Source organism: Streptomyces sp. NBC_01408 (genome assembly GCF_026340255.1).
In the GTDB taxonomy this organism is placed as follows: domain Bacteria; phylum Actinomycetota; class Actinomycetes; order Streptomycetales; family Streptomycetaceae; genus Streptomyces.
The window spans coordinates 4,861,700-4,874,138 of the sequence record NZ_JAPEPJ010000001.1 but is presented as its reverse complement, the minus strand read 5'-3'; the positions used below and the strand labels follow the sequence as shown (position 1 = coordinate 4,874,138).

Here is a 12,439-nt window from a genome sequence, read left to right as displayed (position 1 = left end):
TGAAAGACCGGCGCGCGCCGGTTCCCGCCCGGGGTGCGGCCCGTTGCAGCGGGCATGCGCACTCCGATAGACGCCCCCTTACACGCCCCGGCACCCTCCGCGTCCGAAGCCCCGCCGGAAGGCCGGTCCGAAGCCGCGTCCGCGGCCACCGCGGCCCCGCAGGGGTCCTTCGCCGGCCTCACCGCGGAGTCCGGCCCCGATCCCCTCCCCCGCATACGGGCCACGCTCCGCGACGGCGTCCTCGCCGTCAGCCTGGCCGGGGAGTTCGACCATTTCACCTCTGCCCCGCTGCGCGGACTCCTGGCGGAGGGGGCCGCCCGCGGCGCCCGCCGCCTCGTCCTCGACACGGCCCTGGTCACCTTCTGCGATTCGGCCCTGCTCCACGCACTGGACCAGTGGGCCCGCGGCGGCGGCCGCGCGGAACTGGCCACCACCTCCCGGTCCGTCCGCCTGCTGCTGGCCACCGCGGCCCGCGTACGGGGTCCGGGCACCGGGGGCCCGCAAGTCGTTCCGTCACTTCCCCGGGCCGGAGGTCGTTAGGGCCTGGGGGGTTGACTCGGGGGGCGAAGGGATGACGGCATGCGGCAGTTTCCTCTGGAGATGCACCACGTGGCACCCGGTCGGGTGGTCGAGTGGCGGTTGCGGACCACGGCGGCGGAAGCCGGCGGTCCGGACGACGAGTCGGGCAGGTGGGCCTCCTTCAACCAGGAGAAGCACTTCACCGTCGCCGAGGAGAGCCGGGCCGCCGACGACCCCGTCGCGTCGTGGGTCTCGGTCACCTTCGAGGTGGCCGGGCCGCTGGACCAACCGGCCCTGGCCCGGGCCCTGCTCTCCCTCGTCCAGCGCCACGAGGTACTGCGGTGCGCGTTCCGCCGTCTCGCCGGTGAGCTGGCCTGCGAGCCCTTCGACCCCGCCGGACTCTCCCTCGAAGCCCAGCACGTCGGCACGTTCGAGACCTCCGAGCGGCTCGGCGGCTTCCTCGCCGAGCGGTTCAGGCAGAGCATCGACACCCTCTCCTGGCCGCTGTTCATCATGGGCGCGGTCCTGCGCGAGGACTCCGCGACCGTCTACCTCACCTTCGACCACATCGTGTGCGACGGCATGTCGATGCCGATCGTCGTCCACGAGGTACTGACCGCCTACGAGGCCCTGTGCCGCGGCGAGGACATCGCGCTGCCCCCCGCCCCGAGCTACCTCGACTTCGCGGAGGAGCAGCGCGGCCGCTACCTCTCCATCGACGCGAGCGACGAACGTCTCGGCTACTGGAAGGAGTTCATGGCGCGCGGCGGCGAGTTCTTCCCCCGCTTCCCGCTCGACCTCGGTGTCGAGCCGGACCGGCTGTACCCCATCGTCAACGAGGCCTCGACGCTGCTGGACGCGGCGGAGACGGAGGTGTTCGAGAAGGCCTGTCTGACGGTCGACGGCAAGCCCTTCATGGGGCTGCTCGCCGCCGTCGCCGTCTGCCTGCGCGAGGCGGGCGGTCCCGGCGTCTACCGCGGGTTCATGCCGGTCAGCGAGCGCGGCCGGGGGGTGTGGACGGACTCGGTGGGCTGGTTCGTGAACACCATGCCCATCGAGTTCGACGCCTCGCCCGGCCGGGACTTCGCCCAGGTGATGGCCTCGGTCCGGGCCGGGTTCACCGAGATGATCGGGCATATCGACGTGCCGTTCGTCCGGGCGTGGGAGCTGCTGGCGCCCGAGCAGTTCGCCGCCCGCTCCTGGCCGTACCCGGTGAACTTCTTCTCGTACATCGACATGCGCAGGTGCCGGGGCGCCGACCGCCACGAGGACTGGCAGCCCGCGTCCCACGTGTGGTCGGCGCGGGCCAACGGGGCCTGCTCCTGGTTCCAGCGGGACGCGGACGGCCTGCACATGAACTCCATCTACGTGGACACGGACGCGGCCCGCCGCACCATGGGCGACTTCCAGGACGCGCTGCGCGGGACGGTGCAGGAGATCGCCCGCTCCGGCGGGTTCCGCCGGCCGGTCGCGCTCACCGCGCCCCGGCGGCCCGTCGGGACCCCGCGGGACGTGGCGGCCTTCTCCCGGACCCGCTGAGCCCGGTCCGCGCGGCCCCTACTCGTAGAGGGTGTGGAGGAGGCGGTCGGGTGCGACCGGCGGGGTGCCTTGCAGCACTCCGGTCGTGGCGCCCGCGACCAGGGCCTGTTTGACCTGGCCGGGGGTGGCCGCCGGGTGCCGGGCGAGGTGGAGCGCCGCGGCGCCGGCCGTGTGGGCGGTCGCCGCGGAGGTGCCGCTGAGCGTCGCGGTGGCGGTGTCGCTGTCCTTCCAGGCCGAGGGGATCGCCACCCCGGGCGCGAAGAGGGCCACGCATGCGCCGTAGTTGGAGGAGGAGGCCCGGCGGTCCAGGCGGTCGCTGGCGCCGACCGCAATGGTCTCGGGTACCCGGGCGGGCGAGGTGGAGCAGGCCCCGTCGGGCCGGCCGGAACTGCCCGCCGACGCGGTGTAGGTGATCCCGGCGCGGATGGAGTTCCGTACGGCCGTGTCGAGGACGGTGCTGACCGCGCCGCCCAGGCTCATGTTCGCGACGGCCGGGCGGACCGCGTTCGCCGTCACCCAGTCGACTCCGGCGACGACCCCGGACGTGCTCGCGGAGCCCTGGCAGTTGAGGACCCGTACGGCCACCGGCCGTGCCTCCTTGGCCACTCCGTAGGTGCGGCCCGCGGCGATCCCGGCGACGTGGGTGCCGTGGCCGTGGCAGTCCTCGCCGTTCCGGCCGTCGCCCACCGTGTCGGTCCCGACGGAGGCCCGGCCTCCGAACTCCGCGTGGGTGGTGCGCAGTCCCGTGTCGATCACGTACACGCGGACGGCCGGGGCGGTGGTGCGGTACGTGTACGTGGTGGACAGCGGGAGCAGGCGCTGGTCGATCCGGTCGAGGCCCCAGGGGGCGTTCGGCTGGGTCGCCGCCGGAGCGGCCGTCTCCGCCGTGTCCGCTGTCCCGGCCGTGTCCGCCGTGTCCGCCGTCTCCGCTTCCGCCCGCGCCGGGGCGTCCAGGGTGACCCGGGTGTCCTGGTGCACGCGGGCCACGCGCGGGTCGGCGGCCAGCCGGGCCGCCTGGGCGCGGCTCATCCGGGCGGAGAAGCCGTTGAGTGCCGAGCGGTACACGTGGCCGAGCCGGGCGCCGTCGGCCCGGTCCAGCAGCTCGTGGACGGACCGGGCGGACCGGCTCCCGGCGGGTTCCCTGAGTACCACGATCCAGCTGTCGGGGATCGCCGTCTCGGTGGGTCCCGCGAGCTGTAACTCCCCGGTGGGGGCGGCTTCCGCAGCGACTGTCGGGCCGATGGGCAGGGCGGCGGCAGCGAGCACGGCGGCGGACACGAGCAGGCGGCGGCAGCGTCTGGGGGCGGTCATCTCCGGTGCACCTGGACCTTTCGTCGACCGGGTGTGGGGGTTCGCAGGGTGCACCCGGCCCCCGCGTCGCCACAAGAGCGCCGTCCCGGCCAGTGCGGCGCCCGCCCGGAGGGGTCAGGTCAGGTCCGGGCCGCGCGGCGCAGGAGCAGGGCGCGCTCCTGGGCGTTGCGGGTCAGCGAGGCCGCCCGCTCGAACTCGGCGCGGGCCTCTTCCGGCCGGCCGAGCCGCTCCAGCAGGTCGCCCCGTACGCTCGGCAGCAAGTGGTAGGAGCGCAGGGCCGGTTCCTCCGCGAGGGCGTCGACCAGCGGCAGCGCCGCCTGCGGCCCTTGGGCCATCGAGACGGCGACCGCCCGGTTGAGTTCCACCACGGGTGAGGGGACGAGCAGCACGAGGCGTCCGTACAGGGCGGCGATCGTGGGCCAGTCGGTGTCCTCGTAGCGGACGGCCGCCGCGTGGCAGCCGGCGATCGCCGCCTGGAGGGAGTACGGCCCGCTTCCCGCGTGGCGCATCGCTTCGACGCCCCGGTGGATGAGCAGGCGGTTCCACTTGGCTCGGTTCTGGTCGGCGAGCAGTACGGGCTCCCCGTCGGGCCCGGTGCGGGTGGCGATCCGGGAGGCCTGGAACTCCAGCAGCGCGGCGAGCCCGTGCGCCTCGGGCTCCTCGGGCATCAGGGCGGCCAGGACGCGGGCGAGGCGCAGGGCGTCCTCGCACAGGGCCGGGCGCACGAGGTCGTCGCCGGCGGTGGCGGAATAACCCTCGTTGAAGATGAGGTAGATGACCTCGAGGACGGAGGCGAGCCGCGCTTCGCGGTCGGTGCCGTACGGGACCTCGAAGGGCACCCCGGCCGTGGCCAGGCTCCGCTTCGCCCGGACGATGCGCTGGGCGACGGTGGCCTCGGACGCGAGGAAGGCCCGGGCGATCTCCTGGGTGGTCAGCCCGCCCATCAGGCGCAGGGTGAGCGCGATCCGGGCGTCGGTCGCCAGGACGGGATGGCACGCGGTGAAGATCAGCCTGAGCAGGTCGTCGTCGATGTCGTCCGGGTCCGGCGGTTCGGCGGGCGGCCGCACGTCCTCCAGGGTCCGGCCGACCTCGGCGAGCTTGCGCGCGTACGTCTCCTTGCGGCGGACGAGGTCGATCGCGCGGTGTTTGGCGGTGGCCATGAGCCAGGCGCCCGGCTTGTCGGGGACTCCCGCGTCCGGCCACTGTTCGAGGGCGGCGACGAGGGCGTCCTGCGCGAGTTCCTCCGCGATGCCGACGTCCCGCACGATGCGGGCGACACCGGCGATGATCCGCGCGGACTCGATCCTGAACACCGCTTCGACCGCCTGGGCCGTACTCGCTGCCGTCACGGCCACCCATCAGAGCAGCCGTGACGTGGCAGGGCAAACGTGGCGCGGGCCGCGCGGGCTCACATCTCCTGGATCTCGCGCACCTCGGCGCTGAGGTTCCAGTGCGCCGGGTGGATCTCCAGGAAGCGCTTGGTCCACTCGATGGCCTCGGCCTTGTCCTTGCACTGGGTCAGGGAGTAGCCGCCGACGACCTCCTTGGTCTCGGTGAAGGGGCCGTCGGTGTAGCTGGTCTTCCCGTCGGACCAGGTGAGCCGGGTGGCCTCGGAGGTGGGCAGCAGCCCGGCGGTGTCGAGCATGACCCCGGCCTTGGTGATCTCCTCCAGGAGGGCGCCCATGCGCTCCTCGAAGTCGGCGGGGAAGCCTTCGTTGGGGAGGTTCTGCTCGTCGATGCGGATCATCGTCAGGAAGCGCGGCATGGTGACTCCTCGGTCGGGAGGGCGGGGGCTTTCCCTGCCTCTCACCCCTGCGTCGATCGGACGACGGCCGGATCGACAGCTCCCGCGAAATTCTTCAGAGATTTTTCCGGGGCGGCCACCGGGGCGGCCGCCGGGCAGTCACCGGGCGGTCACCGGGCCGCCTCCCTAGTGCTGTGGCCAGAAAGGTTTGCCGGGGCGCGTCGTCCGGTGCGGTGCATCGCAAGGCGGAGGGCCGCGGCTCGTACTGGACGTACCGGCGCGGTCCGACAACGCGGCGAGGCGCCATACCGGGCGGCGCGACCCGGTGAACCTTTCCGGCCACAGCACTAGGCCCCGCCGCCACCCCTACCCGCGAGTAGGATCGCGGCTCCAGGCCCCTCCGAGAGGAACCCCGATGCCGCGCGTCCCCTCTTCCCCCCTGCTGCTCGCCGGTCTGCTGGCCGGTGCCGCCGTCGCGCACGCCGTGGCGCCCAAGCAGTTCGATGCGACCGTTCCGCGCTCGCTGCCGGGCAGCCCGCGGCAGTGGACGTACGCGAGCGGCGCGGCCGAGCTCGCGCTCGCGGCCGGTGTCGCCCATCCGCGGACCCGCCGGGTGGCGGCGCTGGCCACGGCGGCGTTCTTCGTCGGCGTGTTCCCGGCGAACGTGAAGATGGCCGCCGACGCCCGCCGACGCTCCCCCGCCGTCCAGGCTGTGGCGCTGGCCCGGCTGCCGCTCCAGGTACCGCTGGTGCTGTGGGCCCGCCGGGTGAGCCAGGGCGCCGCGGCCCGCTGACGAGGCCGGACCCGGCGCCGTGCCGTGCCGGTACCGTGCCGTGCCGCGTCGTGCCGGAAGAGCGGTACGGAGCCCCCGGTCGCGCGTCGGCGCACCGGGGGCTCCGCCGCTCAGCGGCTGTCCCCCGCCCAGTCCCAGCGGCCCGGGTCCGCCGGGCGGCGGCGGTAGTGGGCACGGCCGCCGGCTCCGTAGCGCCCTATCTCCGTGGGGAGACGGGCTTCCTCGGCGAGCTGGGGCGCGCTCCAGCCGGTGATGTCCAGGAGGAGCCCGTCCAGCGGGCCGCCCACGAGTTCGCCGTAGACGTGGCCGGGGCGCGGGCCGGGGTCGGGGTCTTCGTGGTCGGCGCCGTAGACCCGGCGCCGGAGCATCCTGTCGTCCATGGGCCCAGCATCACAGGCGCCACTGACAACGAGACCTGCGGCGGAGCGGCGATGATGGTGGCCGCCTCCCGATCACGGGGACGCACGAGCGAGGAGCACCACGCATGGCACGTCGGGTACACCAGCCGCTGGAGAACCAGGAGTTCGACTTCATCCTGTCCATGGCGACCGGGCCGGTTCTCGCCTACTTCTGCGGATCCTGGCCCAAGGCCCTGGAGGCGTGCCGCGCCATGGACGCGGTCGTGGCGGAACTGGCCGAGGAGTACGGCACGCGGTTCACCGCCGTCCGCACCGACATGACCCGCTGCCCCGAGCCCACCCGGCGGTACGCCGTGACCGGCGCGCCGACCGCCGTGCTGATCAAGGACGGCGAGGCGGTGGCCGCGCACGAGGGGCCGATGGCGCGCGAGGAGTTCCGGGCGTTCCTGGACGCCCACCTCTGAGCTCCCGGCCCGCCCGTCCGGGCTCCCGCCGGGCCCTCCGGGGGAACACGGGCGATCTGGCCGGAAGTGGCATGGAGGAGATAGGTGCCTCAGGCATGTAATGGAGTCCGGCAATACGGACCCATCGCTTGCGAGGTGCACCATGCCAGAATCCGCCGCCCTGACCTTTCCCCAGGACCGGACCTGCCCCTACCACCCGCCGGCCGCCTACCAGCCCCTGAGGGAGGGTCGGCCGCTCACCCGTGTCACGCTCTTCGACGGACGGTCCGTATGGGTGGTCACGGGCCACCCCGAGGCGCGGGCCCTGCTCTGCGACGGCCGGCTCTCGTCCGACCGCCAGAACGCCGCCTTCCCGGCGCCCACCCAGCGGTTCAAGGACCTGAGCAACCGGCGCACCGCGCTCCTCGGGGTCGACGATCCCGCGCACCACGTCCAGCGCCGGATGCTGATCCCCAGCTTCACCCTGAAGCGGACCGCCGCCCTGCGCCCGCGCATCCAGCGGACCGTGGACCGGCTGATCGACGCCATGGTCGCCAGGGGCCCGGCCGCGGAGCTGGTGGGCGACTTCGCCCTGCCGGTGCCGTCGATGGTGATCTGCGCACTGCTCGGGGTCCCCTACGAGGACCACGAGTTCTTCGAGGGCCGGACGCGGCGGCTGCTGCGCGGGCCCGAGGCGGCCGACGTGGAGGAGGCCCGGCGGCAGCTCGACGCGTACTTCCGCGACCTGATCGAGCGCAAACGCCGCGACCCGGGCGACGGGCTGCTCGACGAGCTCGTCAGCCGGCGCCTGGAGGCCGGTGAGGTCGACGTCGAGGAGCTGGTCGCACTGGCCACGATCCTGCTGGTCGCGGGGCACGAGACCACCGCCAACATGATCTCGCTCGGTACCTTCACCCTGCTGCGGCACCCGGAGCAGCTGGCCGAGCTCCGGGCGGACCCGTCCCTGATGTCGGAGGCCGTGGAGGAGCTGATGCGCTTCCTGTCGATCGCGGACGGGATGCTACGGGTGGCCACCGAGGACATCGAGGTGGGCGGGGTGACGATCCGCGAGGACGACGGGGTGATCTTCTCGACCTCCGTCATCAACCGGGACGGGGCCGTCTTCGCGGAGCCGGACGTGCTGGACTGGCACCGGCCCGCCCGGCACCACCTGGCCTTCGGCTTCGGCATCCACCAGTGCCTGGGCCAGAACCTGGCCCGCGCCGAGCTGGAGATCGCGCTGGGCACGCTGTTCGACCGGCTGCCGGGACTGCGGCTGGCGGCCGAACCGGACCGGATCCCGTTCAAGCCCGGAGACACCATCCAGGGCCTGATCGAACTCCCCGTGGCGTGGTGAGGCGGATGACCGCCGCCCCCGTGCACATCGAGATCGACACCGGCGTCTGCATCGGCGCCGGCCAGTGCGCCCTGACCGCGCCGGAGGTCTTCACCCAGGACGACGACGGATTCAGCGAGCTGCTCCCGGGCCGCGAGGACGGCGGCGGCAGCCCACTGGTCCGCGAGGCGGCGCGCGCCTGCCCGGTCTCGGCCATCTCCGTGCGGCAGGGCTGACCGGCCCGCTCGGGTGGGGGGACCTGACTTCCTGTACAGTTGTCCAGGAAATCGCATCCTCAGAGAAGTGGAGCCGGCCGTGCACACCGTCGCCCAGGTCCTCATCGGCATAGTCGCCGCCCTGCACGCGTACTTCCTGGTCCTGGAGATGTTCCTGTGGCAGCGGCCGCCCGGCCGCGCACTGTCCGGCTTCGACGCGGACACCGCCCGCCTCACGGCACCCCTGGCCGCCAACCAGGGCCTGTACAACGGCTTCCTCGCCGCCGGCCTGGTCTGGTCGCTCGTCATCGACTCGCTCGCCACGCAGATCTTCTTCCTCGCCTGCGTGATCATCGCCGGGGTGTACGGGGCCGCGACCGCCAACCGCCGGATCCTCGTCGCCCAGGCCCTGCCCGGCGCCCTGGCCCTCGGCGCGGCGCTGCTGGCCGCATGAGCCCGGAGGACCCCCGTACCGCCCGCACCAAGGCCCGGCTCCGCGAGAGCCTGCTCGCCGAGTGCGCCGGTCGGCCGCTCTCCGAGGTCAGCGTCTCGGCGGTGGTCCGCCGGGCCGGGGTGGGCCGCGCCACCTTCTACCTGCACTACGAGGACCTCACCGCGCTCGCCGTGGACGCGTGCGCCGACGTGGTGCACGCCGCGGTGGACGCCCTGCACGCCTGGCAGACGGAACCGGCGGCGCTCCCCCCGGCCCGGCCCCCGGCCGCACTGGCGCAGTTCCTGAGCGGCGCGGCCGGCCGGGCCCCGCTGTACCGCACCCTGCTGCTGCCGGGCGGGGCGGGTCCCCTCGGCGACCGCCTGAACCGGGAACTGCGCGCCCGCGCCCGCGCCGAACGCGAGGCGGCCGGGGCCCCGCACCCCGACCTCGTCGCCTCCGCGGTCGCCGCCACCTTCACCGGCGTGCTCGCGGACTGGCTCCACGACACCGTCCCGGCGGACCCGGCCGCCCTGGCCGGCCACTTGTGGCGGCTGCTGATCGCCCTGCACCGGGCCGTCTGAGCCGGTACGGACACGCATGAGCCCCGCCGGGCGGACCGGCGGGGCTCATCTCACGGGCTCGGCTCGTGAAGCGGTACTACCGGCGGGGAACCACCTGCTCGGCCTGGGGGCCCTTGGGGCCCTGGGTGACGTTGTACTCGACCGCTTGGTTCTCTTCCAGCGACTTGAAACCGGTGGCCGCGATCGCGGAGAAATGCACGAACACGTCGGGGCCGCCGTCGTCCTGCTGGATGAAGCCGAACCCCTTCTCCGAGTTGAACCACTTCACGATGCCTGTTGCCATCTGGCTGATCCTTCTCAACGTTCCACTGCGGGCCGCACACACGGCCGTCTCGATCCTGCCCGACCACCCCGCGCACCACACGCTCAACGCGGCCAACCGGGGACGCGGCGTCTATTCGAACTTCTGCCCGTGCTGTCCGTGATTCGAGGGAGCAGTGCCTGCGGCCCCGCCGTCTTCCGCGGGCCGGCGAAACGGACGCCGGTCGGGCGGGGCCCCCGCTGGTACCATGGGCGGTTGACCATCTTGTTCTCGCTTCGAAAGGTTCTGCATGAGGAACCCGTCAGCTCATGGGCGTTTCGGTGTGAAGGGCGGCGCCAAGAACGGCGGCAAGGCCCCTCGCAGCATCGGACCGCAGGGTGAGTTCACGATGCACGAGCCGAAGACTCCGGCGCTTCCGCCGGTGGATTCGTTCTCCGAGCTCGACCTGCCCCAAGAGCTGGTGACGAAGCTGGCCGACCTGGCGGTGGAGACCCCCTTCCCCATCCAGGCGGCGACGCTGCCCAACGCGCTGGCCGGCCGGGACGTCCTCGGCCGCGCGCGGACCGGCTCCGGCAAGACCCTCGCCTTCGGCCTGGCCCTGCTGGCGCGCACGGCGGGACAGCAGGCGGACCCCAAGCGTCCGCTCGCGCTGGTCCTCGTACCGACGCGCGAGCTGGCCCAGCAGGTGACCGAGGCGCTGACCCCGTACGCCGAGGCCCTGAAGCTGCGGATGGCCACGGTCGTCGGCGGGCTTTCCATCGGCCGGCAGGTCAGCTCGCTGCGCACCGGCGCCGAGGTCGTGGTGGCCACTCCGGGCCGTCTCAGCGACCTGATCGGACGGCGTGACGTGCACCTGGAGCGGGTGCGGATCACCGTGCTCGACGAGGCCGACCAGATGTGCGACATGGGCTTCATGCCGCAGGTCACCGAGATCCTGGACCAGGTGCACCACGCGGGGCAGCGGATGCTGTTCTCGGCCACCCTGGACCGCAATGTCGACCAGCTGGTCCGCTCCTACCTGAAGGATCCGGTCGCGCACTCCGTCGATCCGCAGGTGGGCGCGGTGACCACGATGGACCACCACGTCCTGCACATCCACGCGGCCGACAAGTACTCGGCGGCCACCGAGATCGCGGCCCGCGAGGGCCGGGTGCTGATGTTCCTGGACACCAAGCACGGCGTCGACCAGTTCGTGAAGCACCTGCGGGCCATGGGCGTACGGGCGGAGGGGCTGCACAGCGGCAAGTCGCAGCCCCAGCGCACCCGGACCCTCGCGCAGTTCAAGACCGGGGCCGTGGGCGTCCTGGTCGCGACCAACGTGGCGGCGCGCGGCATCCACATCGACGACCTCGACCTCGTGGTCAACGTCGACCCGCCGGCCGACAGCAAGGACTACCTGCACCGGGGTGGCCGTACCGCCCGGGCCGGCGAGTCCGGCAAGGTCGTCACCCTGGTCACCCCGAACCAGCGCCGTGACATGGTGCGGCTGATGTCCGACGCCCGGATCCGGCCGACCATCACCCAGGTGCGCTCCGGCGAGGCCGCGCTGAGCCGGATCACCGGCGCCAAGACCCCCTCCGGGGTGCCGCTGGCGGGCGCAGCGCCGACCGACGCCAAGGGCAAGCCCTCGGGCACGGAGCTCGGCTTCCGCGGGATGGGCACCCGGCCGGGCCGGGTGGGCAAGGGCAAGGAGTCCCGTAAGACGGCGGAGGCCCGGCAGACCGCCGAGGCCCGCCGGGCCGCCCGGGTCCGCCGGGGCAACTGACGCGCGCACGCAGGCCCCCGGATGCGGGGGCCTGCGGGTACGCCGGTCAGCCGCGGGCGCGGCGCCGCTTGTTCCGGGCGACGATCGCCCGCGTGACGACGGGGGGCAGCAGGTCCTTGGCGAGCCTGCGCCACCTGGCGCCCGGTCTGCGCACGGGGACCGGGGCCGGTTCCGCCAGGGGCGCGGGGTGCAGGGGCTGCGGCGGCGTGGGCACCACGGCCCCCTGGTCGCCGATGCGGACCAGGGGACGGCCCGCGACGGTGTCGATGCCGTGCCAGAGGTCCGCACGGCCCTCCAGCCAGGCCCGGAGTGCCTCCTGGTGGGGCGCGGGGTCGTCCCAGGTGGCGTAGAGCTTCGAGGCCGACACGCAGATCGGGTGCAGCTCACCGCGGACCACGGCGGCCCAGACGGCGGCCGCGACGCCGGGGCAGTGCTCGGTCCGGTAGTCGTCGAAGGCCACGACCCCTCCGGGGGCCGTCACGGTCCGCGAGGTCTCGATGTCCGTCACCACGTGCTCGTACAGGTGGGAGGCGTCGATGTGGACGAAGCGGCAGCTCTTGGGGCGGACCCGGTCGGCGACCACGGAGGTCGGGGCCTGGATCACCGTCGGCAGCGCCGGGTGGAAGGCGAGGTAGTTCGTCTCGAATCCGCGGCGCGTGAGGGTGGGGTACGAACTCTGGGTCTCGGCGAGGTTCGATTCGTCCGTCACGGGAGAGCCGAAGAGGTCGCAGACGGTGAACTCCTCCCCCGGCCGCAGGTGGCCGCCGAGGAAGATGGCGCTCTTCCCCATGAACGCGCCGAGTTCCAGGAGATCGCCCGGCAGGGGGTCGCCGGTGTCCTGACGCGTGAGGAACCAGTCGAAGAGCACCTGGTCGGACGCGGAGAACCAGCCTTCGACCGCGCTGTACGCGGTGGGGGCGGACGGGGCCGGCTCGCCCTCGGGGGTGGTGACGGGAGCCTGTGAAAGGTGTGACACGGAGCGTCAATCCTCCAGCGGAACGGGAGCGGCTCAACACGGACACCCGGCCGGGTAACGGCACCTTAAGGCCCGCACGGGCCTGTGACGAGACTCCAGCGCAGTATGCGTGGAATCAGCACCCCCACTTTCCCTTATCAGCCGTTCAACAACCTTACGTCCG

Annotated in this window: 15 protein-coding genes; 9 read left to right on the top strand and 6 right to left on the bottom strand. The window is 73.2% G+C overall.

Translation table 11 applies throughout. The annotated features are described in order from the left end of the window. Nucleotides 1-54: 54 nt before the first annotated feature. Together OG447_RS32360 and OG447_RS22120 are read left to right on the top strand one after the other, a co-directional pair. Nucleotides 55-540, top strand: a complete 486-nt coding sequence (locus OG447_RS32360; protein ID WP_353962240.1) for an STAS domain-containing protein — start codon at nt 55-57, stop codon at nt 538-540. A gap of 39 nt (nt 541-579) precedes the next feature. Beyond that, nucleotides 580-2,058: a condensation domain-containing protein gene (locus tag OG447_RS22120; RefSeq protein WP_266938596.1), complete on the top strand. Its 1,479-nt coding sequence runs from the start codon at nt 580-582 to the stop codon at nt 2,056-2,058. Between the two features lie 18 nt (nt 2,059-2,076). Here OG447_RS22120 and OG447_RS22115 read toward each other — a convergent pair whose 3' ends face one another. The 3 genes from OG447_RS22115 to OG447_RS22105 all read right to left on the bottom strand — a co-directional run bounded on the left by OG447_RS22115 (nt 2,077) and on the right by OG447_RS22105 (nt 5,134). Beyond that, on the bottom strand, nt 2,077-3,369 hold the full coding sequence (locus OG447_RS22115) for a S8 family peptidase (RefSeq protein ID WP_266938595.1): 1,293 nt from the start codon (nt 3,367-3,369) through the stop codon (nt 2,077-2,079). A 119-nt stretch (nt 3,370-3,488) separates the two neighbouring features. Continuing rightward, on the bottom strand, nt 3,489-4,718 hold the full coding sequence (locus tag OG447_RS22110; RefSeq protein WP_266938594.1) for an RNA polymerase sigma factor: 1,230 nt from the start codon (nt 4,716-4,718) through the stop codon (nt 3,489-3,491). Between the two features lie 59 nt (nt 4,719-4,777). Next, on the bottom strand, nt 4,778-5,134 hold the full coding sequence (locus tag OG447_RS22105; protein ID WP_266938593.1) for a YciI family protein: 357 nt from the start codon (nt 5,132-5,134) through the stop codon (nt 4,778-4,780). A gap of 394 nt (nt 5,135-5,528) precedes the next feature. On the opposite strand from OG447_RS22105, the gene OG447_RS22100 reads away from it, so the two are divergent. After that, nucleotides 5,529-5,906 carry a hypothetical protein gene (locus OG447_RS22100; protein ID WP_266938592.1) on the top strand — a complete coding sequence of 126 codons (378 nt, stop codon included), beginning with the start codon at nt 5,529-5,531 and terminating at the stop codon, nt 5,904-5,906. A gap of 110 nt (nt 5,907-6,016) precedes the next feature. Here the strand turns inward: OG447_RS22100 and OG447_RS22095 are convergent, their stop codons facing one another. Further along, the gene (locus OG447_RS22095; RefSeq protein ID WP_266938591.1) at nt 6,017-6,286 is read right to left on the bottom strand and encodes a hypothetical protein; all 270 of its coding nucleotides are present in this window, start codon (nt 6,284-6,286) and stop codon (nt 6,017-6,019) included. Nucleotides 6,287-6,390: 104 nt separating this feature from the next. Here OG447_RS22095 and OG447_RS22090 point away from each other — a divergent pair, with 104 nt between their 5' ends. The 5 genes from OG447_RS22090 to OG447_RS22070 all read left to right on the top strand — a co-directional run bounded on the left by OG447_RS22090 (nt 6,391) and on the right by OG447_RS22070 (nt 9,273). Continuing rightward, a complete protein-coding gene (locus OG447_RS22090) occupies nt 6,391-6,729 on the top strand; it encodes a co-chaperone YbbN (protein ID WP_266938590.1) in 339 nt (112 codons plus the stop codon). Between the two features lie 142 nt (nt 6,730-6,871). Next, on the top strand, nt 6,872-8,065 hold the full coding sequence (locus tag OG447_RS22085; RefSeq protein ID WP_266938589.1) for a cytochrome P450: 1,194 nt from the start codon (nt 6,872-6,874) through the stop codon (nt 8,063-8,065). 20 nt (nt 8,066-8,085) lie between these two features. After that, the gene (locus OG447_RS22080; RefSeq protein ID WP_266938974.1) at nt 8,086-8,280 is read left to right on the top strand and encodes a ferredoxin; all 195 of its coding nucleotides are present in this window, start codon (nt 8,086-8,088) and stop codon (nt 8,278-8,280) included. Between the two features lie 79 nt (nt 8,281-8,359). Continuing rightward, nucleotides 8,360-8,713, top strand: coding sequence for a DUF1304 domain-containing protein (locus OG447_RS22075; RefSeq protein ID WP_266938588.1), 354 nt, complete (start codon nt 8,360-8,362; stop codon nt 8,711-8,713). After that, on the top strand, nt 8,710-9,273 hold the full coding sequence (locus tag OG447_RS22070; protein WP_266938587.1) for a TetR/AcrR family transcriptional regulator: 564 nt from the start codon (nt 8,710-8,712) through the stop codon (nt 9,271-9,273). Before OG447_RS22075 ends, OG447_RS22070 begins: the two co-directional genes overlap by 4 nt. A gap of 76 nt (nt 9,274-9,349) precedes the next feature. On the opposite strand, the gene OG447_RS22065 is transcribed toward OG447_RS22070, so the two are convergent. Further along, a complete protein-coding gene (locus tag OG447_RS22065) occupies nt 9,350-9,556 on the bottom strand; it encodes a cold-shock protein (protein WP_266938586.1) in 207 nt (68 codons plus the stop codon). Between the two features lie 367 nt (nt 9,557-9,923). On the opposite strand from OG447_RS22065, the gene OG447_RS22060 reads away from it, so the two are divergent. After that, nucleotides 9,924-11,300 carry a DEAD/DEAH box helicase gene (locus OG447_RS22060; RefSeq protein ID WP_266938585.1) on the top strand — a complete coding sequence of 459 codons (1,377 nt, stop codon included), beginning with the start codon at nt 9,924-9,926 and terminating at the stop codon, nt 11,298-11,300. A 46-nt stretch (nt 11,301-11,346) separates the two neighbouring features. Here the strand turns inward: OG447_RS22060 and OG447_RS22055 are convergent, their stop codons facing one another. Beyond that, complete coding sequence (locus OG447_RS22055; protein WP_266938584.1) at nt 11,347-12,276, bottom strand: class I SAM-dependent methyltransferase; 930 nt, start codon at nt 12,274-12,276, stop codon at nt 11,347-11,349. Nucleotides 12,277-12,439 lie beyond the last annotated feature (163 nt).

Coding starts and splice junctions, on each gene's coding strand:
- OG447_RS32360 (WP_353962240.1), top strand. CDS start 55: ATGCGCACTCCGATAGACGCCCCCTTACACGCCCCGGCACCCTCCGCG.
- OG447_RS22120 (WP_266938596.1), top strand. CDS start 580: ATGCGGCAGTTTCCTCTGGAGATGCACCACGTGGCACCCGGTCGGGTG.
- OG447_RS22115 (WP_266938595.1), bottom strand. CDS start 3,369: ATGACCGCCCCCAGACGCTGCCGCCGCCTGCTCGTGTCCGCCGCCGTG.
- OG447_RS22105 (WP_266938593.1), bottom strand. CDS start 5,134: ATGCCGCGCTTCCTGACGATGATCCGCATCGACGAGCAGAACCTCCCC.
- OG447_RS22100 (WP_266938592.1), top strand. CDS start 5,529: ATGCCGCGCGTCCCCTCTTCCCCCCTGCTGCTCGCCGGTCTGCTGGCC.
- OG447_RS22095 (WP_266938591.1), bottom strand. CDS start 6,286: ATGGACGACAGGATGCTCCGGCGCCGGGTCTACGGCGCCGACCACGAA.
- OG447_RS22090 (WP_266938590.1), top strand. CDS start 6,391: ATGGCACGTCGGGTACACCAGCCGCTGGAGAACCAGGAGTTCGACTTC.
- OG447_RS22085 (WP_266938589.1), top strand. CDS start 6,872: ATGCCAGAATCCGCCGCCCTGACCTTTCCCCAGGACCGGACCTGCCCC.
- OG447_RS22070 (WP_266938587.1), top strand. CDS start 8,710: ATGAGCCCGGAGGACCCCCGTACCGCCCGCACCAAGGCCCGGCTCCGC.
- OG447_RS22065 (WP_266938586.1), bottom strand. CDS start 9,556: ATGGCAACAGGCATCGTGAAGTGGTTCAACTCGGAGAAGGGGTTCGGC.
- OG447_RS22060 (WP_266938585.1), top strand. CDS start 9,924: ATGCACGAGCCGAAGACTCCGGCGCTTCCGCCGGTGGATTCGTTCTCC.